Origin of the sequence: Streptococcus sp. 1001283B150225_161107_H12 (genome assembly GCF_015552665.1) — a bacterium.
GTDB lineage: Bacteria > Bacillota > Bacilli > Lactobacillales > Streptococcaceae > Streptococcus.
Window position 1 is genome coordinate 403,689 of record NZ_JADNFC010000001.1, and the last position, 22,437, is coordinate 426,125.

The window sequence follows — 22,437 nt, forward strand, 5'->3', positions numbered from 1 at the left end:
AAGAGGAAACCCTTATGAAAGAACTATTCTTACAAATCTCTAATCGCCAAGACTTGACGCAAGAGCAGGTCCAAGAAGTCTTTGATCAAATCTTGCAAAACCAACTATCAGAAAGTCAAATCGCTGCCTTTTTGATGGGACTCAAAACCAAGGGAGAAACAGCAGACGAAATTACCGGAATTGTACGTGCCTTAAAGGCCCATGCGACGGTATTGCCAGAAACCTTCTCAGATGCCATGTGCAACTGTGGGACTGGTGGAGACCAATCCTATAGCTTTAACATTTCGACGACTGTTTGCTTCGTTTTGTCTGCGGGAGGGATCCGCATGGCCAAGGCCGGCAATCGCTCTGTTTCTTCTAAGTCAGGCTCTGCAGATGTCCTTGAAGCGCTGGGAATCAACGTGGCTGCCTCGCCAGAGACCCTCTCTAAAGCCTTGGACGAGGTTGGTTTGGCCTTTATCTTTGCGCAAACCATGCATCCGGCTATGCGCTTTATTGGTCCTGCTCGTCAGGCTATGGGGATTCCAACCATTATGAACCTGGTCGGTCCTCTGGCTAATCCACTGGATCTTGAAACCCAACTCATGGGGCTCTATCGTGTTGAGTTGCAAGAGATTGTCGCGCGTGCCATCCAGCAACTGGGACGCAAACGTGCCGTCGTCATCACAGGTCCTGACAATATGGACGAAGCAGCTCTATATGGAACCAATACCTATACCCTCCTAGAAGACGGCAAAATCAGCCAGCATACCTTTACCTATGAAGATCTAGGGATGGACAAGGTAGAGCTGTCTGAAATAACTGGTGGCGATGCCAAGGAAAATGCAGAAATTCTCCTCAGTGTCTTGAAGAATGAAGCCAGCCCTTATCTGGAAACGACAGTTCTCAATGCTGGTCTTGGTTTCTATGCCAAAGGAAAAGTGGCAAGCATCAAAGAAGGTGTGGAGCTTGCGCGTCAATTGATTGCGGATGGTTCTGCCCTTGCTAAATTGCAACACTTACAAGAGGTTCAAGTATGAGTAAAGCCTTTCTACCGACAATCCTAGAACAAAAAGAAAAAGAAGTGGCGCAAATGGTCATGGAAGACCTCCAGCCTCTTCGTCAGACCTATCGTCTCTATGATTTTCTCAAGAGCCATCAAGAGCACTTGCAGATCATCGCTGAGGTGAAGAAAGCCAGCCCTAGTATGGGGGATATTAACTTGGATGTGGATATTGTCGCCCAAGCCAAGACCTATGAAGAAAACGGGGCAGCCATGATCTCAGTCCTGACGGACCAAGTCTTTTTCAAAGGAGATCTCGACTACCTTCGTGAGATTTCTTCCCAGGTAACGATTCCAACCTTGGCCAAGGATTTTATCATCGATGAGAAGCAAATTGTCCGCTCTCGCAATGCCGGAGCGACGGTCATTCTCTTGATTGTCGCAGCCCTGCCCGAAGCCCGGCTCAAGGAACTCTATGACTTTGCGACGGGGCTTGGTTTGGAAGTGCTTGTAGAGACCCATAACTTAGCTGAACTCGAAATCGCCCATCGGATCGGGGCGGACATCATTGGGGTCAACAACCGGAACCTGGTCACTTTTGAAACGGATCTGAATACCAGTTTTGAATTGTCCGCGCATTTCAAAGACCAGCCAGCTTATATATCGGAGTCCGCTATTTTTGATGGGGCAGATGCGGCTTTAGTCGCTCCCTACTTTAATGGGATCTTGGTAGGGACTGCCCTCATGACAGCAGGAGATGTAGCAGCAAAGGTCAAGGAGTTACAAATTGACAAAGGTTAAAATATGCGGCCTATCTACAGCGGAAGCCGTGGAGACAGCTGTCCTAGCAGGAGCAGACTATATCGGCTTTGTATTCGCTAAGAGCAAGCGACAAGTCAGTCTGGAGCAAGCCCACGAATTGGCGAGACTGGTGACTGGCATGACCAAAATTGTTGGAGTCTTTGTCTCACCCAGTCTAGAGGACTTGGAGCAAGCCATTGCTCAGGTTCCCTTAGACATTGTTCAGATTCATGGAACGTTTGATGAAGCTCTGATACCAAAGATTTCAGTTCCCGTCATTCGCGCGATCCAGCTCAGAGATGGGGAAGCCCAAGTGTCAAGCCAGGCTGATTATCTGCTCTTTGATGCTCCAGTAGCTGGGAGTGGGCAAACCTTTGATTGGGACTTGCTGAAAGATCAGAAGATCCGGCAGGACTTCTTTATTGCAGGGGGCTTGACAGTGGACAATGTCCACCAAGCTCGAGAGAACTTTCAGCCCTATGCCCTGGATGTCTCTTCAGGGGTCGAAACAGACGGACACAAAGATATAGAAAAGATAAAAGCATTTATAGAAGGAGCGAAAGCATGAACTATCAACTACCGGATGAAAAAGGGTTTTATGGAAAATTTGGGGGCCAGTTTGTCCCAGAAACCCTGATGACAGCCGTGATCGAATTGGATCAGGCATACCGAGAAGCCAAAGCAGATCCAAGCTTTCAGGCGGAATTGGATGACTTGCTCAAGAATTATGTAGGGCGGGAGACTCCACTATACCACGCCAAAAGCCTCTCCAAGCACATCGGTGGGGCACAAATCTACCTGAAACGAGAAGACCTCAACCATACAGGGGCCCACAAGATTAACAATGCTCTTGGTCAGGTCTTGCTGGCTAAACGGATGGGCAAGAAGAAGATCATCGCGGAGACAGGGGCTGGTCAACACGGAGTAGCGACAGCGACGGCAGCAGCACTCTTTGAGATGGAGTGTACCATCTACATGGGGGAAGAAGATGTCAAACGCCAAGCCCTCAATGTCTTTCGGATGGAACTCTTGGGAGCAAAAGTCCATAGTGTGACAGACGGATCGCGCGTGCTGAAAGATGCGGTCAATGCAGCCCTTCGTGCATGGGTAGCTGGGATTGATGATACCCACTATATCATGGGGTCTGCCCTTGGACCAGCTCCCTTCCCAGAGATTGTTCGAGATTTTCAATCTGTTATTGGTAAGGAAGCCAAACGTCAGTTTGCTGAAGTCTCGGGTGGAAAACTTCCTGACGCGGTCCTAGCTTGTATCGGTGGAGGTTCCAATGCCATTGGCATGTTCTACCCCTTTGTAGAAGACGAATCTGTAGCCATGTACGGAGCAGAAGCCTCTGGTCTTGGTTTGGATACGGACAAACACGCAGCGACCTTTGCCAAAGGTCGTCCAGGAATCCTTCACGGAGCCTTGATGGAAGTGCTTCAAGATGCCCATGGACAGATCATGGAGGCTTTCTCTATCTCTGCTGGATTGGATTATCCTGGTGTGGGGCCAGAGCATTGCTATTTCAATGAAATTGGCCGGGCTACCTATGATTCCATCACGGATGAAGAAGCCCTCGAAGGATTTAAGTTGCTCTCTCGTTTGGAGGGAATCATTCCAGCATTGGAGTCCAGTCATGCTATCGCTCTAGCGCAAAAAGTCGCAGCAAAAATGACTCCGGACCAAAATCTCATCATCTGCCTATCTGGCCGTGGAGACAAGGATGTCATGCAGGTGAAAGAACGGTTTGAAGCAGAAGGGAAGTAGAGATGACCAAAACACTAACACAGCATTTACAAGCTATTAAAGACAGCAAGCGTGGGATCTTCGTCCCTTACATTATGGCGGGGGATCATGAGAAGGGACTGGATGGCCTCTTTGACACTATCCAGCTCTTAGAAGAAAGTGGAGCATCGGCTATTGAAGTGGGGATTCCCTGGTCGGACCCTGTAGCGGATGGGCCAGTCATCGAAATGGCTGGGCAACGTAGCTTGGCCAAGGGAGTGACCTTAACCGCTATTGTAAAAAAACTCCAAGAACAAGAGACCAAGATTCCCCTGGTCATCATGACCTATATCAATCCAGTCTTCCAATATGGGATAGAGGCTTTTATAAAAGAATTGGCTTCTACCTCCGTCAAAGGCTTGATCATTCCCGACTTGCCAAATGAACATGCGGATATGATAGCACCTTACTTGGAAGGGAGTGATATTGCCCTTGTACCCTTGGTCAGCTTGACCACAGGCATCGAACGCCAAAAGGCCTTGATCCAAGAAGCAGAAGGCTTTATCTATGCGGTAGCCATCAATGGGGTTACTGGAAAAATGGGCAATTACCGGGACGACTTGGATCAGCACTTGGCGACCTTGAGAGACTTGGCCACTATTCCAGTTCTGACAGGATTTGGGGTCTCCACCCAAGAAGATATCCAACGCTTTAATCAGGTATCGGATGGTGTCATCGTAGGCTCGAAAATTGTTCGGGACCTTCATGAGGGCAAAACCAGCGATGTTAAGGCCTTTGTAGACTATGGTTCACACTTTAATAAATGCTAAGGATAAGAAAAATTACAAAATTTAATAAATTTTCAGAAAATTACTTCTCTTCTGAAAATCTTTGTGGTATAATCTTAAGACAACCTTAAAAATTTATTAGGAGTAAACAATGAAAAAAAGAAATGTCATTGCTCTTGCAGGAGTAGCTCTTCTTTCAGCAGGTATTCTTGCAGCATGTTCTGGTGGTTCTAAATCATCAAGCTCAAGCTCAAAATCAAGTGAGTCAGGTCAAAAATTCTCTTACGTCTATGAGACAGAACCTGAAAACTTGAACTACATCACATCTGGTAAAGCTGCAACCCACGAAATCACAGGAAACTTGATCGATGGTTTGTTTGAAAACGACAAGTATGGAAATTTGATTCCTTCACTTGCTAAAGATTGGACAGTTTCTCAAGATGGCTTGACTTATACTTACAAACTTCGTGATGATGCCAAATGGTATGATTCAGAAGGGGAAGAGTATGCGGATGTGACAGCAGATGACTTCGTTGCAGGGATCAAGTATGCCGCTGACCACAAGTCTGAAATGCTCTACATCATTCAAAACTCTATCAAGGGATTGAATGATTATGTTGAAGGTAAGACTTCAGACTTCAAAAATGTAGGCATTAAAGCAGTTGATGATCATACCCTTCAAATCACTTTGAACCAGGCAGAGCCTTTCTGGAATTCTAAGTTGACTCTTGGGATCACTTTCCCAATCAATCAGAAATTCGTTGAATCAAAAGGGGATAAATTTGCCCAAGCAAGTGACACTAGCTCACTTCTTTACAATGGTCCATACATCTTGAAGAGCTTCACTTCTAAATCATCTATCGAGATGAGCAAGAATGAAAACTACTGGGATAAGGACAATGTTCACATCACAGATGTTAAGCTCGAATACTATGATGGTCAAGACCAAAGTAAATTGGCAAACTCATTTGAGGACAACGCTCTTAGCCTTGCTAAATTGTTCCCAACTGGACCTGGATTTACAGACCAAGCTAAGAAGTTTAAAGATGAAATCATCTACACTCCTCAAGATGCCAGCACCTTCGTTATCGGTGTGAATATCGACCGTCAGTCTTACAAGTACACTTCAAAAACAACAGATGAAGAAAAATCATCTACTAAGAAAGCTCTTTTGAACAAAGACTTCCGTCAATCAATCAGCTTTGCCTTTGACCGTGAAGCCTATGCTGCCCAAGCGAATGGTAAAGATGGAGCAAGCAAACTGATTCGTAACTTGTACATCCCACCTACATTCGTTCAAGCAGATGGCAAGACCTTCGGTGAGATGGTTAAATCTGAGTTGGTGACTTATGGAGACGAGTGGAAAGATGCAAATCTTGACGATGGTCAGAATGGTCTTTACAACGAAAAACAAGCCAAAGAAGAGTTTGCGAAAGCGAAATCTGCACTTGAAGCAGATGGCGTGAAATTCCCAATCCACTTGGATATGCCAGTAGACCAAACGACTCAATCTAAGGTTCAACGTGCTCAATCTTTCAAACAATCAGTTGAAAGTACGCTTGGAAAAGAAAACGTCGTTGTCGATATCCATATGGTATCAAAAGAAGATCTCTTGAACGTAACCCTCTTTGCTGCTAAAGCAGAAGACGAAGACTGGGATATCTCAGATAACGTTGGATGGAGCCCTGACTATCAAGACCCATCAACTTACCTTGATATCTTGAAAGCATCTTCTGGTGAAAATACTCGTACCTTCCTTGGATTTGACCCAAGCGAAAACAATGAGGCAGCTAAGAAAGTTGGCTTGTACGACTTTGAGAAGATGGTAACAGAAGCAGGAGCTGAAACACAAGACCTTAACAAACGTTATGAGAAATATGCGGCAGCTCAAGCTTGGTTGACAGATAGTGCTTTGGTCATCCCAACCACTTCTAAGACTGGTCGTCCATTCTTGACTCGTGTCGTACCATTCTCAGCGCCATTTGGCTGGACTGGTGGTAAAGGAAAAGACAACGTTGTCTATAAAGGTATGGAACTTCAAGACAAGGCTGTAACAACCGAAGACTACAACAAAGCTCTTGAAAAATGGAAGAAAGAGCAAGCAGAGTCTAACCAAAAAGCTCAAGAAGAATTAAAAGATCATGTGAAATAAACATCTTTTGATCGAGGCAAATTTGCCTCGATTTTTTTCTTGTTTAGAATTTGCTATAAAAGCGCTTACATAGTATAATAGCTGTATTGATTACAAAATAGTGAGGTCTCTTTTATGAAAAAGAAAACAGTGGTGTCCATGGTGGCTTCAAGCCTTTTGCTAGCTCCCTTTGTCTTAAATCAAGTGGTAGCAGCAGATGAGAACCTACCAGAGCTTGCTCCAACGAAAGAAGTCGTGACTCAGGTGGCTCCGGAGCCTGTAGCTTCTGAAGGAGCAACTTCCCAGAGTCAGGCAGATCCGTCTGCATCCGCTCCAAATGTGGAACCTAAGAAGGAAGTAGAGGTTTCTGAACCTGCAGGACCGAGTCCAATTGCTGCTGCAGAGGCGGAGAAGGCTGACCAGCCAGTTGGACAAGAAAAGACCGTGGCGGTAACTGAAAAAATAAATCTCCCACAGGCACCTCAGGGGGCAGGTGTCCCAGCTAGTCCAGCGGCTTCGACGGGAACATCAACTCCAGCGACAGGACAAGCCTTAACCTCTTACACAGGAAGCTTGGCAAATAGTGAGCTCAAGGATAAGGAATTAACGGTTCAAAATGCTGTTGATGAATTGCTTCAGTGGGCGGCGAAGGATCCTAAGCAGGCTGGTCAATCGGCTGCTGATCGGGAACGCTTTGCTAAGAGTCTAGGGATGATTAGCACTCAAGAGGACTTGAACCGCAAGGTCAGTCAAGAAGAGCTGACCAATATGTATAGCATTGCTAAGAAACTCTATGATGCCTATCGCTCTGAAAAGAAAGCTCCTCTCTTTTTAAATGGGCGGGCTCAACCCATCTTTCCTTATACAAGTGGGGAAAAATCAGATGAAGACTACCACTATGAGGATAGCGAAATCGTCCGCTTCCCAGTCTATGTAGAGACCGATTACGATACAGATGCGGATGGCAAGCGGGACTTAGTCAAGGCCATTGTCCAGTTGCCTAAGGCAGTTGCCAGGGGAGACTTTAAGGCGGCGACCATTCTGGAAGCGCGTCCTTATGTAGCAGGAACCTTGGATGAGAACTATGTGACTCTTGAAAGCTTGGGCTTGCCGACAGATGGCTCCTATGATATGAAGAAGTTGCGGAATCAACCAGCTAAACGACAGGCTGTTGGAAACTCATCAACTGTAGATGCGGCTAAGAAGGCCAAGGCTTCGGATTGGTATTACTACAGTCCCTACGAGTACATCTATGACTACGAAAATCTCAACTGGTACGACTATTTCTTGGTCAGAGGCTATGCCTTTATCTCTAGTGCTGGGCTTGGTACCAAGGGATCAGAAGGATTTAACACCACAGGCTCTGATCTCGAAATCAATGCCTTTAAGAATATTATCGAGTGGGTCAATGGCAAGCGCAAGGCCTACACCGATAAGACTAGCAATGTTGAAATCAAGGCAGACTGGGCCACAGGAAATGTTGCCATGACCGGTCTATCCTGGGCTGGAACCACGACCTTTGGTGTGGCAAGTACAGGAGTCGAAGGCTTGAAGACCATCGTTCCAGCTGCTGGGATCGCTTCTTGGTATGACTATTTCAATAGTCAAGGAACAGCTTATGGGAACCCACCATATAGTGATTTATCTTGGTTGTCCCTCTATGTCGGTACTCGGATCCTAGATGAAAAAGACTGGGCAGGCATTTGGCAAAATTATGCCAACTATATCAACCAGCTCAACAAGGACCAAAATGCGCACGAACGCAATTACAGCGATGTCTGGAAGGAGCGGGATTATACCCTTCATCCTGAAAAATTCAAGACCAGTGCCCTCTTGGTTCACGGCTTGAATGATGACAACGTTAAAACCAAGCATTTTGAACTCATGTACGATGCCCTCAAGAAGGCAGGCCAAAATGTCAAGCTCTATCTCCACCAGGGAGACCACGTCTATCCAGCAGCCATGTCTCGTGGTTATGGTATTCAGGCCAATGGCCAAGATTTCTATGATCTTTTGAATACCTGGCTTAGTCATTACTTGTACGGGGTAGAGAATCAAGTTGACAAATTACCAGCTGTCTTGGCTCAAAACAACTATGACCCAAGCAAGTGGACCACTTATGATAACTGGAAGACTTCACAACGCCTCTTCCTCAATGCCCAGTCGAAACGCTTGGAAGAGACGATTTCAAGTGATTACGCAGGAGCTGGCATAGAGATTGCTAAACGCAACGAAACTGTAAGTCAAGGTTCTTCAAAAGCCAACATGACCTTTGTGTCAGAGGTGACAGAAGATACTACCATCAAAGGGCATATCCCTGTGCACTTCAAGGCAGCCCTGGCTAAGGGGAAAGGCAAAAACTTCCAGATCAATGCCCTTTTAGTCGACGTCTCTGATGAGGAATTTGATGTGGTCGGCAACGGTGGCGTCAAAGCAGATAAAAAAGCAGACGGCTTCTGGATGGGAAGTAACCTTTCTAATCTCTCTGTAGCAGAGTTTGAGACCATTAAGACCAAATACAAGGTCATTGCTAAAGGATGGATCAACCTGGCCAACCCTGAGTCTGGCTATGATTCAGCCAGCTCAAGAAATAGTATCGAGCCAAAAGTTGGAGAATTCCACGACTATACGGTCCATCTCCAACCAAACCTCTATACGGTTAAAAAGGGCCACAAATTAGCCCTAGTCTTCAATACCTATGATCCATCTGACTTAACCGTTGAAAATCCTTACGAAGTCACCTTCAAGACAGATTCTATCCGTGCGACCATTCCGATTGTAGAAGGGACGCGTTCGCAAGTAGCTACTTATCTTCCTAACGCGGCTGATACAGCATATGCTGCCCTTCCAGAGATTCAAGGAGCCAAATTGGTAGAACCAGCAGTTCATTACATCGAAGAATACCATCTGCCAGTCCTTCCAGAGCCTGAAAGATATGGTAGATCAGAGATTCCTGCTGGTACAAATCTTCGTCCACTCGTCAAAACGGCTGAGAAAGAAACTGCAAAACCAGAATCTCTATCTGTTGCTTATGGACAAACATTTGTCTATGAGACGGGTAAAGCAGTAGTTCCAGCGCAAGAAAAAGCAGGTCAGCTTCCTCAAACAGGCACTGAAAAGGAATGGATAGGATTCTATGGGTTAGGTACCCTCCTCTTGTCTAGCCTTCTTTTCTGGAAGAAAAAGAAAGAAGATGTCCAAGGCTGAGAACGTAGCAAATATTTCTAAAAACTAGAATTTTGGTGTAGAATAGAACTATCAATGAGAGATTAGTGGAAAGCACTGATCAAAGGAGGAACTATGGTACACGTACTAACAGATGCAACATTTGAACAAGAAACTAGCCAAGGCTTGGTCTTGGTGGACTTCTGGGCAACTTGGTGTGGTCCTTGCCGGATGCAGGCACCAATCTTGGAACAGTTGGCAGAAGAGATCCATGAAGATGACTTGAAGATCTTTAAGATGGATGTGGATGAAAATCCAAACACTGCTCGTAATTTTGGCATCATGTCTATCCCAACACTCTTGTTCAAGAAAGATGGCCAAGTGGTGAAACAAGTCGCTGGTGTTCACACCAAAGAACAACTCAAAGCAATTGTTGCGGAATTAAGCTAAGATAAAAGAAGCCCTTGGCTTCTTAGCGTATCAAACTCGTTCACTTCCGATGATGGAAGTGGGCGAGTTTTTTTCTTTTTATGAATTTGTTAACAGAATAAGATAAGGAATTGACAGCGCTTTCCTAAGGTGTTAGAATGAACCTGTGGTTTGCCATAAAATATAAGAAAGAGAGTAGGACAGAAATCGGTAATTCGTTAGAATTCGATTTCGTCGTCCCACCTCCGCACAGTTGAGTAGGGCTGTAAAAGCTGATGAAATCAGCGTAGTAGAGCCCACTCAACCACTGCGTCTTGCTCGACAATCCAAAGACAATTGAAAGGCTAGAACTTTTGTCCTAGCCTCTTCAGTCAATTAAATTTTCTAGTTAGTCTGCTAAAATCCATACGCTGACGGAGCGTTCTGAGACTGGGAAATCAGCCCAGCCGTCTTCTTGGATTTGAACGGGTTCCTGGTAATTTCCTAGGGCATCGTAGTAGGTCTGTCCTGCATATGCTTGGCCGATTTCCATGCGTTTGGCAGATGCAGCCGCATTTGAAATGACGCAGGCGATAGGAGAAGACTCTTCCGTTCCAGAGCGAGTCCAACCAATGCAGTTAGGATCGTCAAAGTAGTCCCTTTGTTCACCGTAGGATAAGTCTTTGCGGATACGAAGGAGTTGATCCAGATCCGCTTGGAAATCCTGCTGAGCAAAGTCCCCTGAAATGCCGTAATAGTCTCCATAAAAGACACATGGAAGTCCGGCCTCGCGGAGGAGAATGAGGGCGTAAGCAGCAGGCTTGAACCATTCACCAACAGTGGACTCTAAGGCTTGTCCTCTCTGGGTATCGTGATTATCGACAAAGGTTACAGCACTTTCTGGATGATTGCTTGCGAGCGTACCATTGAAAATAGTGGTTAAATCAAAGTTTTCCCCTTCTTGGCTAGCTCTAAAGAGATTTTGGTGGAGGGCAACGTCGACTAAGTCGAACTGATAGTCAATGCTAGCTAGGTAGTCATTGTTGCTTTGTTCATCCCCGTTCCAAAACTCACCAAATACGTAGAAATCGTCTCCATATTTGTCCGTGATTTGCTGGATGAAGTTCTTCATAAAGAAGGAGTCGATGTGTTTAACCGCATCGAGACGGAAGCCTTCTACCCCAGTTGTTTCAATAAACCATTCAGCCCATTGGTTGAGGTTTTCGACCACTTCTGGGTGTTTGAAGTCGATATCAGCGTACATGAGGTAATCATAGTTGCCGTTTTCGCTGTCGACCAGATCATCCTGTGCCCAACCTTTGTTTTCCCCTTGGATTTGGTAGATGCCACTCTTATTGCGGGAAGCATCGTAGTCGGTACCGGTGAAGTGGTACCAGTGCCAGTGGAAGTCATTGTAGGCTCCATTTCGGCCATCAAAGGTAAATTTGGTCCAGCCCTTGATAGTAAAGGGCTCTGTCAAGACAATGGTCCGATCGTTAGGGTCCACTTCGACCACTTCAAATTTTTCTAAACCATCGGCTGCTGCCTTATGGTTGAGGACTACATCAGCCATAGGCTGGATTCCAGCTTCTTTTAAGGCTTGGATGGCTTGCAAGTAGTCGTCTTTGAATCCATACTTGGTGCGGACAGTCCCTTTTTGGTCAAACTCTCCAAGGTCAAAGAGGTCATAGACGCCATAGCCGACATCATTGGCAGATGTTGCTTTAAAAGCAGGTGGCATCCAGATTTTACGAATGCCCAAATCTGCCAGGTGAGGAGCATCTGCAGCTAAGCGGGACCAGTGTTGGCCATCTGAGGGTAGGTACCATTCAAAATATTGCATTAAGGTTTGATTTTCCATTTTGTTCTCATCTTTCGTGAATAATGCCTTATTTTACCAAAAATGACAGGATAGGGCAAAGGTTTGCACTCTCGAAAACGCTGTCTTTATTGGATTAAGGATAAATGGGCTGGAAACGAGCTCTCGCATGAGAAAAATGGGGAATTTGCCCTCATGAATAGGAACTATTTTTTCGTTTTTGTTCAAGTTGGCTCAATCTGTCTAAAAAGAGACTATATGTCGAAGAAGTGTCTCCATCATTTGATTGACAGGAAGGAATGTCTGTAGGATTTTCCCTGCTGTCAGTTAAGTTGTTATCCTGTTTGAAAGCTAGCTGTATACCAAATGAGAGGAATTCTAGCTTGCGGACAGGAGGAGATGCCGTTGTTGAAAGGAGGGTTCGTTTTTACTGCATCTATTGAAAAATGATCTTGTCTACTTATTGTCGTTTCGGATAAACCGTTAAAACGACACCTTTCAAAGGAGTTTGTATATGAAAAAATCTAGCCTTGTTTCGATTGTTTTTGCAAGTTTGTTACTGAGTCCAGTTGTTTTGGCGCGCCATGTCCAGGCGGAGGAAGTAGCTACGAATGGTGTAGAACCAGCCTTGACTACCCAGGTGGGACAGCCAAGTACAGCTGAAGCCACTCCTATTTCAGATGCAGTTCCAGCAAGTGGGGAGCTGTCTCCTAAGAAGGAGCTTACGAATCAACCTAACTTGGACCAAGCGACTGCTGAAACAGGTCCTACAACGATTCAGCCGACAACGGGAAATGAATCCTCTCCGACCAAGGAGACTGCTGTAGCAGAAAAAGCTCCAGTCCAGCCTACTAGTGATGCTCCTCAATCAGCAGAAGTGTCTGTTGCAGAGAAGAATCCTTCTCCAGTTTCTAGCGCTCCTAAAGTGACTCTAGGAGAACTTTCAGAAGTGACTGGTCAACCAGTAGCAGAGTCAGATGTGAAGAAGGAAGCTACAGTGATAGACGCTGTCAACCAGCTCTTGAACTGGGCCTCGACCAAGGAGAATCAAGTCGGGTCTACCGATAAAGATCGATTGGCATTTGCTAAGAGCTTAGGAATGGTCAAGGAGGGAGTAGAGGGTTCTGCACCGGTCACGGATCTCTCCAGCATGGTAGAAGTGGCTAAAAAGCTCCATACTGCATACCGAGCAGAGCGGAAGAAACCTCTCTTTTTGAATGGACGAGCCCAGCCCATCTTCCCATTTTCACCTGGGGATGATATTGAGCATTATTCCTATGATAAGAGTGACATCGTCCGCTATATTGTCTATGTTGAAACTGACTATGATACGGATGGAGATGGCAAACCGGATTTAGTCAAGACCTTTGTACAGGTGCCAAAAGCTGCTGTCAATGGGGACTATAAGGCTGCCAGTATCTTTGAAGCTAGCCCTTATGTAACAGGGACGACCGAAGAGCGTACCTTAGAGGGAATTGGTCTCAAAGAAGGTGGAAACTTCGAGATGGCCAAGCTCTATGAAAAACCTGCCAAACGCCAAGCCAGCAAAACTGTAACGACAGAAGAAGTAGCCAAAGCGACCGATCCAAAAGAATGGTATTATGTCAATCCTCGTGAAAGCTCGAATGACTATACACACTATGACTATGAAAATCTCAACTGGTACAATTACTACTTGGTTCGTGGCTATGCAGTGGTGACCAGCAGTGGCTTGGGCTCAAAAGGATCCGATGGGATCAATACGACCGGCTCAGACCTTGAAGTGGCAGCTTACAAGAATATCGTGGAGTGGCTTAACGGCAAACGTAAAGCCTACTCAGATAAGACTAGCAACCATGAAGTCAAGGCAGACTGGTCCAATGGAAATGTAGCCATGACAGGCTTGTCTTGGGCAGGTACGACAACTTTTGGAGTGGCGTCTACTGGAGTGGAAGGTCTCAAGACCATTGTGCCAGCAGCAGGGATTGCCAGTTGGTATGACCATTTCAACAGCCAAGGATCTCCCCTTGATACAGGTGCTTCCAATGACCTTTCCTGGTTATCTGTCTATACCTCTGGTCGTATCCTTGACAAGGAAGATTGGGACAAGGTCAAGGATTACTATGCAGCCTACATCACCAAGCTCAATGAACTCCAACACAAGGATGGTCATAATTATAACGAAGAATATGCGAAACGCGACTACACGCTCAACGCAGCCAACTTAAAGGCAGCTCCTCTCATTATCCAAGGGCTCAATGATGACAACGTCAAGCCTAAACATTTCGAACTTATGCTGGAAGCCTATAAGAAGGCAGGAATCGATCCCAAGGTCTTGCTCCACCAGGGCAATCACATCTATCCATCCACGCGTTGGTCAGGGACAGAAGTGGCAGGACAAGCTTTTAATGACCTGATGAATCTCTGGTATAGCCATTACCTCTACGGTATCGAAAATGGCATTGAAAATCTCCCACAAGTAACGGCTCAGGACAATTTGGATCCTAGCAAGTGGCACCGTTTTGACAAATGGGATACGGATCAAGCTATCTCAGGTCGGATCTACTCCAAGCGTGAAGAGGTAACGGTAACGGGGGATTATTATGGCACGGGAAACAACTGGACAACACGCAACCAGGATGCAGCCTTCCATTCTTCCGAAGTGGCAGCTTCCTATGCAGCCACCGTCGACCAAGATACGACCATTAAAGGTCATATTCCGGTGCATTTTAGCGCAGCTTTTGTCAAGGGAGACAAGAACCATGCCCATGTCAGTGCGACCCTGATGGATGTTTCCGATGAGGAATTTGATGTCGTTAAGGAAGAAATCACCTATGATAAAGATGGCTACAGCACGCGCACACTGGAAAAAGAAACCATCGATGAGACAGGTTACTGGAACGGTAGCAACCTAGAGACTCTGCCTCTCAAACGTTATAAGACCCACAAGGTTAAGAGTGTGGTGATTGCGCGTGGTTGGATGAATTTGGCTAATCCAGCATCTCGCTATGACTCAGCAAGTTCTAGTCATTCTATTGATGTCAAAGAAAATGAATTCCATGATTACACCATGTACTTGCAACCAAACTTGTACACAGTGAAGAAAGGTCATCGTCTGGTCTTGAGCCTACACACCTATGATCCGGATTATATCTATTTTGCGGATCCATATGAAGTGACCTTCAAGACAGACTCTATTTCAACAACCATCCCAACTGTCGAAGCTAGTCGGTCGCTCTTATTCCGCTACCAGCCAAGTGAAAAGGATACTGAATATGCAAGCTTGGCAGATCGTATTCTCCCAATTGCTAAGAAGAAGCCTACTGTAGTGGAAGAAGCCGGTAAGGTCTCTGTTGTTGATCAAGCTAGTCATCTGGAACAACAACCACCAGTTGGACGAGACCAAATGGACTTCCGTAAAGAACAGAAAGAAGAATTGGCTCAATTAGCACACGTCAGCGAAAGCAAAAGTCAAGGAGAGGAAAGTGTCGCTCGCTTGCCTGAAAAGGAGGAAGCTCACTTGCCTGAAACTGGAGAAACAGTAAATATCTGGACAGTTTATGGCTTGCTAACCGTCCTTGCGACTAGCTTGTGGAAAGTTGTCTACCGTCGCAAAGAAGATCAATAATACCAGACTGATCGCCCAAGGGTGATAGCATATCAAAGGATCCAGTCCATCAGAAGGAGGCTTCCATTGAGATCCATAGAACATTTCCAAGAACAAATTGCCACCATTTTTCAAGAGGCAATGTCCATACCGAGCTTTACTAATACCGAGACAGAAAGGGAGATAGAAGACTATCTAGACCAACGAATTGGGTCTATTCCATATTTCAAGAGTCACCCCCAGCACTTTGGTCGCTACCCTCTTCCCAATGACCATCTTCATCGCAGTGTCAATTGGGCCTTGGTCGATAAGGGCAAGAAAAAGACAGTGATCCTTTTTCACCACCACGATACGGTAGATCTAGAAGATTACGGTCCCCTAGCCCCTATAGCTTTGGATTCCGAGGCACTGGTTCATGCCTTGAAGGGCATTGATTTTCGATCAGAAATGCAGGAGGACCTAGATTCTGGCCAATGGCAATTTGGACGAGGTTCTTGTGACATGAAGGCGGCTTTAGCGCTCCAACTGGGTGTCTTAGAAGCCTACGCCTCCGATCCAGAAGGAGGTCAGGTCAACCTCCTCTACCTATCTGTGGGAGATGAGGAGTCCTATTCACGTGGGATGAGAGGAGCATTAAGTTTGCTCTGTCAGTTAAAAGATGAGTTTGACTTGGACTATGTCTTAGCGGTCGATTCAGAACCCTTTGAAGCCACTAGTGATAAGGAGAAGGTCCTGCACATCGGTACTGTCGGCAAGCTCATGCCAGTCGTCGTGGCTCAGGGTGTCTTATCCCATATGAAGGAGCCTCTAAAAGGAATCAACGCCCTCTCTCTATTAATCGCAGTCGCATCGAAATTGGATCTCCATCCAGACCTATCCGACCAAGCGCTGGGAGAGCAGTCTCCTCTCCCTTCTTGGTCTTATCTGCGAGATTTGAAGGACCAGTATGATGTATCGACGGTCCTCTATGCTGCTGGCTATTTCAGTGTGCTGCATCTGAAAAAGACCCCTCAGGAATTGCTACAACGCATCAAGGAGTTGAGCCAGGAAGTGGTTGATGAGTTTTACGTCAAATACCTGTCCCTCCAGAACCAAGCAGGCCAAGAACATGTGATAGGTCAACCAAGGGTGATCAGCTATCAAGAATTGCTGGATCGTTGCCAAAAGAAGGAAGGCTTTTCAAACTTCCAAGACCAGTGTAAGCAAAGAGCTTACCAAGCTTTCTTATCTGGAGTCAGCTATCAGGCCATTGCCATTCAGCAGATCCAAGCTTACTTAGACTTCCTAGCAGAGAAAACGCCATTGGTCGTCATTGGCTTTGCACCACCCTATTACCCATCCATGAACTGTCGCTCTTTACCAAACACCAGTCTCAAAATTGGCACCCTGGTGGATGATTACCGCCACTATTTAGGAAGACGCGGCCTGAGCCTGAAGGTAGAGGAATACTTCATGGGAATTTGTGACACCAGTTATTGCGCCTTGGAGAGAGACCTAGCAAGCTATCAGGTCGTCTTGGATAGTTTGGCGACCCCTTCTCAAGTCTACGAGTTGGATTTGGAAAAAATTGCCCAGATCCAAGTTCCGGCAATCAATTTAGGACCTTGGGGCAAGGAACTCCATCAAAGAGGGGAGCGGGTCTATAGGGAGGATCTCCTGGAGACCATCCCTAACTATCTATTTGACCTTCTCTACCGTTTTGAAGAATTGCTTTAATACTTAAGTTTTCCATTGACAAGAGAGGAAAAGAGGATTAAAATATAGGCAATATAAGGAAAATATTTGCTTTCATCAGGAAAGTGGAGTGGAAGAAGGAGAATCTATGATTGAATTTCAAGGTGTAACCAAGGATTACGATGGTCAACTGGCATTGAACCATTTGAACTTAACCATTGAAGATGGGCAAATTGTCGGCTTGATCGGCCATAATGGAGCCGGGAAATCAACGACCATTAAGAGTCTGGTCAGTGTCATTACCCCGACGACTGGTAGAATCCTAGTAGATGGGAAGGATCTCTATAGTAATCGCTTGGAAATAAAGAAGAAAATTGGCTACGTAGCCGATTCGCCAGATCTCTTCCTTCGTTTGACGGCCAATGAATTTTGGGAGTTGGTCGCTACTTCTTATGATATGAGCCAGCAGGAATGTGATGACCGCTTGGAGCATTTGCTGCATCTGTTTGACTTTGCTAGTCATCGTTATGAGGTTATCGAGTCTTTCTCTCATGGGATGCGGCAGAAGGTCTTTGTTATTGGGGCTCTTTTATCTGATCCAGACATCTGGGTTCTAGATGAGCCCATGACTGGTTTGGATCCCCAAGCCTCTTACGATCTGAAGCAGATGATGCGGGAGCATGCTGATAAGGGCAACACTGTCATCTTCTCTACCCATGTCCTCGAAGTAGCAGAACAGCTCTGTGATAAGATTGCCATTCTGAAGAAGGGGAACCTCATCTTTTATGGAACTATCGAGGAATTAAAGGGGCAACACCCAGAACAAAGCCTAGAGTCCATTTATCTTGGACTGGCTGGTCGAAGAGAAGAGGTGAGTCCAGATGCGTCTTAAAATGGTTCGTCGCCTAGTCGATGTCAACATTATCTATGCGACTCAGCCCGCCCAATTAGCGAAATTTAGAAAGAAGCAGGAAAAGGATCCGACTAGGAAGGTCAATGTTTCCGCCCAGTCCATTCGGACCTATATATTTATCGGTCTCCTTTATCTCTTCCTTTTTGGGATACTTTCTAGTGCCAATGATTTTGTCTCTAGCCCTGGTCCCTTTGTCAATATGATTACGCTCTTTGCGCTCTTAGCCATATCCCAAGGCTTGATGAGTTTTTACAATGTCTTTTACGAAAGCAAGGATTTACAATTTTACCGTCCCTATGCCTTTTCGGATGCAGAAGTAATTGCAGGAAAGAGTATTTCGGTCATCTTAGTGCTCCTGATGGCCCTGCTTCCAATTATTAGTTATTTCATCATTCTTCCTATCCAAGCAGGGGGAAATATTCTGGTGGGGCTCCTTCTTGGCCTTCTTTGCGCCATGATTCTCCTCTCCATCCTCTTTTTAGGCACCTTGTTCCTATCCCATCTGATTACCAAATCAGCTGTCTTTAAGAAACACACCAGTTTGGTGTCTAACCTCATCATTGGATTGAGTAGTCTCATTTCTATTGGAGCCTATCTCTATATCAATATGCTCCAGTCAGAGCACTCGGTAGCTGGTGATTTGGTCACTCAACCCAGCATTTTTCCTCCGATAGAGGTCTTCCATACCTTTATCTTGAATCCTTTGGATTCAGGAGCTCTACTTGGGATCTTGGCTTGGGTATTGGTTCTAGCAGTCCTCCTTTGGCTGGTCAAAAGTCAGGTCTTGCCTCATTTCTATGATGCTGCCCTTGAGGTTTCTTCTAGTCATGCGGTTAAGGAGCGGGTGAGTCAGATGAAGCTAGGAGATCAGAAGGCCTTTCATCGTTTTACTGTTTCCTATCATAAACGGCTTCTGAGTGATGGTACCTTGCTGACGCAGGTCATCTTCATGATGGCGATTTTCCCTTATCTGTTCACCTTTGGCTTGTTTCTAGGGGCTTCGCGAGCTTCCCTTCAAATTGAAAACTACCTCACGCCCCAATACCTCCTTCCTTTATCGCTGATTGCTTTCATGATTGGAGTCTTCAACTCTGTGGAAAGCTTGACCAGTATTGGGATCTCCTTGGAGCGGGAAAATTTCGCTTATCTTCGTGCCCTTCCGATTGACTTTAAACGCTATTGTTTGAAGAAATTTTGGATCCTCTTTTCGGTCCAATCTGCTTTGCCGATCGTGCTCTTAGTAGGGGTATCTTGCTACTTTGGGGTCCATCCCCTCTCCCTTCTAGCCATGCTTTTAATTTGGTTTTTGACCAGTTTGAGTTTGAGTGTGATCGCTTTTAGACGTGATTACAAGCTCTTAACCACCAATTGGTCGACTGTGACAGATCTGATGAACCGTAATAGAGGAAATGCTGCCCTGAGAGGCTTATTAATCTTTATCTTTATTATCGTCATGCTGATTTTGATAGGATTTGCTTTCTATCTCTCTGCTGTGGCCTTCACCACCTTGATTGCTAGTGTGATTTATCTTCTCATTGCAACTATAGGAGCTCTTGCAACTGTTTCTATCTATAAACGTACTTTTTATAAATTTAACCAAGAGATTGGTGAATAAAAAAGATTCCCTCTGGTCTGACCGGAGGGAATCTGTATTTTAAAATACTGGAATGAGTTCTAGCTTTTCAGATTGAAGACAAAGTCATATTAAAAACTTTCCTTAGGTGAGTACGGACGTCAGCGAACTTCTTCGAAGTTCCAAGACTAATTATTGAGCCTAAGGTCTCAATAATTCCGAGTGCCTGAAACAATAACGTTTCAGGCACTTTTCTCACAGCGGAAAGTTTTGGTATTTTTTTGAATCGATTTAAAAATTGGAACTCATTTCTATTTCTGCAGAATCGCTTAACTTATTTTACTTTAAAATAGTTTGTCTACATTATAAAAGACTGGAATGAGTTCCAGTCTTTTATAATTAGTTGTTAAATTTCATAGCCGATTAAGAGGCCACCTTCTTCAGCATAGAAGCTGCAGAGGCCAGAGGTCGGAAGAACTTCAATATCCGCATTGGCGAATTTTTCATGTACCAAGGCAGAGAGTTGTTCTACGAATTTATCGTTGCGGCGGTGAGCGATGGTGATGTGTCCACCTTTATAGCCGGCTTTGAGCATTTCTTCAAAAGTAGTGGAAATAGCTTTCTTTTGGCCACGGGCTTTATGAAGGAGTTCAAGGGTTCCGGTATCGCTGGCTTGGCCGACCATACGGATGTTTAAGAGGCCGACAACTGTTCCGATAATTTTATTAAGTCGACCATTTTTAACCAAATTATCGACCTTAGCCAGGACAAAGATCAGTTTGGTTTTTTCTTGGTATTTGGTGATGACTTCGACCACTTGATCAAAGTCAAGGTCTTGAGCGATGAGTTGATGGAGTTTGCGGACGAGGAGGTCCACTTCACCACCAGCGGATAAACTATCGATCACATGGATGTTGGTTGCAGGATGGTCTTCTAGATAAAGTTTTTTTGCGACCTGAGCACTATTGTGGCTACCAGACAACGTACCAGTGATGGTAACAACGATGATATTATCAGCACCCTCGAAGGCTTTCATATAGTCATCAGGACTAGGACAAGCTGATTTGGAAGCAGTAGTAGTAGCATACATATCTTCCATCATTTTGTCTGTATCCAAGTTGGCGTCGTCTGTATAGATGGTCTCACCAATCTGGATGGTAAGGGGAACTGAAACAAAGCTAGTATCTGGTGCAGCACTTTCATAAGTACGATAATCACAGCCAGAATCTGCAATAATTTTCCATTTCATTTTTATTACCTCAAAATGTAAAAAATTGTACATTGACAAGTAGTTAGTCTTTTTTTACAATTATATCATGAAGTTGCATTCTCTGAAAGCAGATACATTCAGATGATACAGATAGAAAGTAAGTGTTATGGCAGAAAGAAAGATATCCGAAAAATCCTTAGCGAACCTAAAGCGATCCAATCAAGAAAGCAATGCCATCACACGGGAATCCTTGGAGATTTCCTTGCTTCAGTTGTTGGATAAAAAGGACTTGAAAAAGATTACTATTTCAGAATTGGTGGAGAGAGCAGGCGTTTCTCGTGCAGCTTTTTACCGAAATTATGAGTCAAAAGAAGAATTGCTCGAATCCATCTTCCAATCAACTGTTTCGAAGATTACCAAGTCTTTGGAAGGCTATAATTTCAAGACCGATTTGTACCAGATTTGGGTCTATCTCTTTAAAGAGGCCAAGAAGGAAGCCCGCATTATCAGCTTGGCCGTCGATTATAATTTTGAGAAACTACTCACCAAGGCTGTTTATGAATTTCTAGAAAAGAGGAGTAAAAGTCAGAAATCCTCACAAGGACCAGCTAGTTATTTGAATTCCTTCCTCAGCTCAGCCATTGTCTCTGTCCTGGCCAAATGGATCAAGGATGGCATGAAGGTTCCGGCGGAGAAGATGGCTTCCTTAGGTCTTCCCTTGTTTCCTCAAAAGAAAAGAAAATAAGAAAAATGATCTACTAGATCGAGTGTTTACTTCGATTCCAGTAGATCATTTTTTACTTTATCTAGGAAACGGTCCAGTTCCTTTTGGTTTTTGAGAGTGATGAATTTATCGGAATAGGTAGAACGGATATTTCGATACCTTTCTTTGGCATTCTTAGTTCGACCGTCCCAGAGAATCCAACGGATGAATTCCCAGTCAAAGCGTTCAGGGCAGCCGGCTGCCATACTCTCACGGACGCGGCCTTCATAACGGCGGTATCGTTTCCACCCTCTATAGAGACAGTTCCAACGAGAGAAGTTGAGAAAGATAATCTGGTCGGCTTGCTCCATTCTCTCCTGATAGCAGCACCAAGAGTAATTGCCATCAATTACCCAGTCTCTATGATCGCTGAGAAACTGTCTCATCTCTTGCTCCATCCAATCCCGGTCACTGTCTATCCAACCCGGTTGAAATTGAAGGGTGTCCATGTGGAGCTTGGGGATGGAGTAGTAGCGGGCTAGGTTTTCAGCCAAAGTTGACTTACCAGATCCTGAATAGCCGATAATCATAATTTTCATGTCTTCTCCTCATTTGGAAGCAACAAAAAAAGCTCCGGAGAGCTCATTTTGTATGCAATACTTGATTAGCCAAGTTTTGCTGCAAGACGTGCTTTATCACGGCTAGCTTTGTTTTTGTGGATCAAACCTTTAGTTTCTGCTTTATCGATAGCTGAGCTAGCAGCGCGGTAAAGTTCTTCAGATGGGTTTGCTTCAAAAGCTTTGATTGCAGTACGCATAGCTGATTTTTGAGCTGAGTTTTTTTCGTTTTGTTTAACGTTCAATTCAGCGCGTTTGATAGCTGATTTAATGTTTGCCAATTTTTTCACCTCCAATGATATTCTAACTCTCTTATTATATCTGAAAACTTTTCTTTTGACA

The 22,437-nt window shown here is 45.0% G+C and carries 17 protein-coding genes; 13 read left to right on the top strand and 4 right to left on the bottom strand.

Annotated elements, in window-relative coordinates; translation table 11 throughout:
- Positions 1-14: 14 nt before the first annotated feature.
- The 8 genes from trpD to trxA all read left to right on the top strand — a co-directional run bounded on the left by trpD (position 15) and on the right by trxA (position 10,042).
- Positions 15-1,019, top strand: a complete 1,005-nt coding sequence (gene trpD, locus I2C87_RS01810) for an anthranilate phosphoribosyltransferase (protein WP_195323770.1) — start codon at positions 15-17, stop codon at positions 1,017-1,019.
- Positions 1,016-1,783, top strand: coding sequence for an indole-3-glycerol phosphate synthase TrpC (gene trpC / locus I2C87_RS01815; RefSeq protein ID WP_195323771.1), 768 nt, complete (start codon positions 1,016-1,018; stop codon positions 1,781-1,783). The genes trpD and trpC overlap by 4 nt, the downstream gene beginning before the upstream one ends.
- Positions 1,770-2,351 carry a phosphoribosylanthranilate isomerase gene (locus I2C87_RS01820; protein ID WP_195323772.1) on the top strand — a complete coding sequence of 194 codons (582 nt, stop codon included), beginning with the start codon at positions 1,770-1,772 and terminating at the stop codon, positions 2,349-2,351. The genes trpC and I2C87_RS01820 overlap by 14 nt, the downstream gene beginning before the upstream one ends.
- Positions 2,348-3,550 (top strand): tryptophan synthase subunit beta, encoded by a 1,203-nt coding sequence (gene trpB / locus I2C87_RS01825; protein WP_195323773.1) that lies wholly within the window; start codon positions 2,348-2,350, stop codon positions 3,548-3,550. Before I2C87_RS01820 ends, trpB begins: the two co-directional genes overlap by 4 nt.
- 2 nt (positions 3,551-3,552) lie before the next feature.
- Complete coding sequence (gene trpA / locus I2C87_RS01830; protein WP_195323774.1) at positions 3,553-4,338, top strand: tryptophan synthase subunit alpha; 786 nt, start codon at positions 3,553-3,555, stop codon at positions 4,336-4,338.
- 109 nt (positions 4,339-4,447) lie between these two features.
- Positions 4,448-6,448: a peptide ABC transporter substrate-binding protein gene (locus I2C87_RS01835; RefSeq protein ID WP_195323775.1), complete on the top strand. Its 2,001-nt coding sequence runs from the start codon at positions 4,448-4,450 to the stop codon at positions 6,446-6,448.
- Between the two features lie 114 nt (positions 6,449-6,562).
- Positions 6,563-9,634 carry a CocE/NonD family hydrolase gene (locus tag I2C87_RS01840; RefSeq protein WP_195323776.1) on the top strand — a complete coding sequence of 1,024 codons (3,072 nt, stop codon included), beginning with the start codon at positions 6,563-6,565 and terminating at the stop codon, positions 9,632-9,634.
- 93 nt (positions 9,635-9,727) lie between these two features.
- Positions 9,728-10,042: a thioredoxin gene (gene trxA, locus I2C87_RS01845; RefSeq protein ID WP_006595996.1), complete on the top strand. Its 315-nt coding sequence runs from the start codon at positions 9,728-9,730 to the stop codon at positions 10,040-10,042.
- A gap of 367 nt (positions 10,043-10,409) precedes the next feature.
- Here trxA and I2C87_RS01850 read toward each other — a convergent pair whose 3' ends face one another.
- Positions 10,410-11,861 (bottom strand): alpha-amylase, encoded by a 1,452-nt coding sequence (locus tag I2C87_RS01850; RefSeq protein WP_195323777.1) that lies wholly within the window; start codon positions 11,859-11,861, stop codon positions 10,410-10,412.
- A gap of 472 nt (positions 11,862-12,333) precedes the next feature.
- Between I2C87_RS01850 and I2C87_RS01855 the strand changes: the two genes are divergently transcribed.
- The 4 genes from I2C87_RS01855 to I2C87_RS01870 all read left to right on the top strand — a co-directional run bounded on the left by I2C87_RS01855 (position 12,334) and on the right by I2C87_RS01870 (position 19,607).
- Positions 12,334-15,426: a CocE/NonD family hydrolase gene (locus I2C87_RS01855; RefSeq protein WP_195323778.1), complete on the top strand. Its 3,093-nt coding sequence runs from the start codon at positions 12,334-12,336 to the stop codon at positions 15,424-15,426.
- Between the two features lie 120 nt (positions 15,427-15,546).
- The gene (locus I2C87_RS01860; protein ID WP_195323941.1) at positions 15,547-17,121 is read left to right on the top strand and encodes a M20/M25/M40 family metallo-hydrolase; all 1,575 of its coding nucleotides are present in this window, start codon (positions 15,547-15,549) and stop codon (positions 17,119-17,121) included.
- A gap of 106 nt (positions 17,122-17,227) precedes the next feature.
- Complete coding sequence (locus I2C87_RS01865; protein WP_006596000.1) at positions 17,228-17,971, top strand: ABC transporter ATP-binding protein; 744 nt, start codon at positions 17,228-17,230, stop codon at positions 17,969-17,971.
- Entirely contained in the window at positions 17,961-19,607 is a 1,647-nt protein-coding gene (locus I2C87_RS01870; protein WP_195323779.1) for a hypothetical protein, read from the top strand. The genes I2C87_RS01865 and I2C87_RS01870 overlap by 11 nt, the downstream gene beginning before the upstream one ends.
- Positions 19,608-19,971: 364 nt before the next feature.
- Here I2C87_RS01870 and I2C87_RS01875 read toward each other — a convergent pair whose 3' ends face one another.
- Positions 19,972-20,814, bottom strand: a complete 843-nt coding sequence (locus I2C87_RS01875; RefSeq protein WP_195323780.1) for a DegV family protein — start codon at positions 20,812-20,814, stop codon at positions 19,972-19,974.
- A 127-nt stretch (positions 20,815-20,941) separates the two neighbouring features.
- Here I2C87_RS01875 and I2C87_RS01880 point away from each other — a divergent pair, with 127 nt between their 5' ends.
- Entirely contained in the window at positions 20,942-21,520 is a 579-nt protein-coding gene (locus tag I2C87_RS01880) for a TetR/AcrR family transcriptional regulator (protein ID WP_048687917.1), read from the top strand.
- Between the two features lie 26 nt (positions 21,521-21,546).
- On the opposite strand, the gene I2C87_RS01885 is transcribed toward I2C87_RS01880, so the two are convergent.
- Together I2C87_RS01885 and rpsT are read right to left on the bottom strand one after the other, a co-directional pair.
- Positions 21,547-22,077: a DNA topology modulation protein gene (locus I2C87_RS01885; protein WP_195323781.1), complete on the bottom strand. Its 531-nt coding sequence runs from the start codon at positions 22,075-22,077 to the stop codon at positions 21,547-21,549.
- Positions 22,078-22,142: 65 nt separating this feature from the next.
- The gene (gene rpsT, locus I2C87_RS01890) at positions 22,143-22,391 is read right to left on the bottom strand and encodes a 30S ribosomal protein S20 (RefSeq protein ID WP_023023719.1); all 249 of its coding nucleotides are present in this window, start codon (positions 22,389-22,391) and stop codon (positions 22,143-22,145) included.
- Positions 22,392-22,437 lie beyond the last annotated feature (46 nt).

Coding starts and splice junctions, on each gene's coding strand:
- trxA (WP_006595996.1), top strand. CDS start 9,728: ATGGTACACGTACTAACAGATGCAACATTTGAACAAGAAACTAGCCAA.
- I2C87_RS01860 (WP_195323941.1), top strand. CDS start 15,547: ATGTCCATACCGAGCTTTACTAATACCGAGACAGAAAGGGAGATAGAA.
- I2C87_RS01835 (WP_195323775.1), top strand. CDS start 4,448: ATGAAAAAAAGAAATGTCATTGCTCTTGCAGGAGTAGCTCTTCTTTCA.
- trpD (WP_195323770.1), top strand. CDS start 15: ATGAAAGAACTATTCTTACAAATCTCTAATCGCCAAGACTTGACGCAA.
- I2C87_RS01840 (WP_195323776.1), top strand. CDS start 6,563: ATGAAAAAGAAAACAGTGGTGTCCATGGTGGCTTCAAGCCTTTTGCTA.
- I2C87_RS01880 (WP_048687917.1), top strand. CDS start 20,942: ATGGCAGAAAGAAAGATATCCGAAAAATCCTTAGCGAACCTAAAGCGA.
- I2C87_RS01850 (WP_195323777.1), bottom strand. CDS start 11,861: ATGGAAAATCAAACCTTAATGCAATATTTTGAATGGTACCTACCCTCA.
- I2C87_RS01865 (WP_006596000.1), top strand. CDS start 17,228: ATGATTGAATTTCAAGGTGTAACCAAGGATTACGATGGTCAACTGGCA.
- trpA (WP_195323774.1), top strand. CDS start 3,553: ATGACCAAAACACTAACACAGCATTTACAAGCTATTAAAGACAGCAAG.
- I2C87_RS01870 (WP_195323779.1), top strand. CDS start 17,961: ATGCGTCTTAAAATGGTTCGTCGCCTAGTCGATGTCAACATTATCTAT.
- trpB (WP_195323773.1), top strand. CDS start 2,348: ATGAACTATCAACTACCGGATGAAAAAGGGTTTTATGGAAAATTTGGG.
- trpC (WP_195323771.1), top strand. CDS start 1,016: ATGAGTAAAGCCTTTCTACCGACAATCCTAGAACAAAAAGAAAAAGAA.
- I2C87_RS01885 (WP_195323781.1), bottom strand. CDS start 22,077: ATGAAAATTATGATTATCGGCTATTCAGGATCTGGTAAGTCAACTTTG.
- I2C87_RS01875 (WP_195323780.1), bottom strand. CDS start 20,814: ATGAAATGGAAAATTATTGCAGATTCTGGCTGTGATTATCGTACTTAT.
- I2C87_RS01855 (WP_195323778.1), top strand. CDS start 12,334: ATGAAAAAATCTAGCCTTGTTTCGATTGTTTTTGCAAGTTTGTTACTG.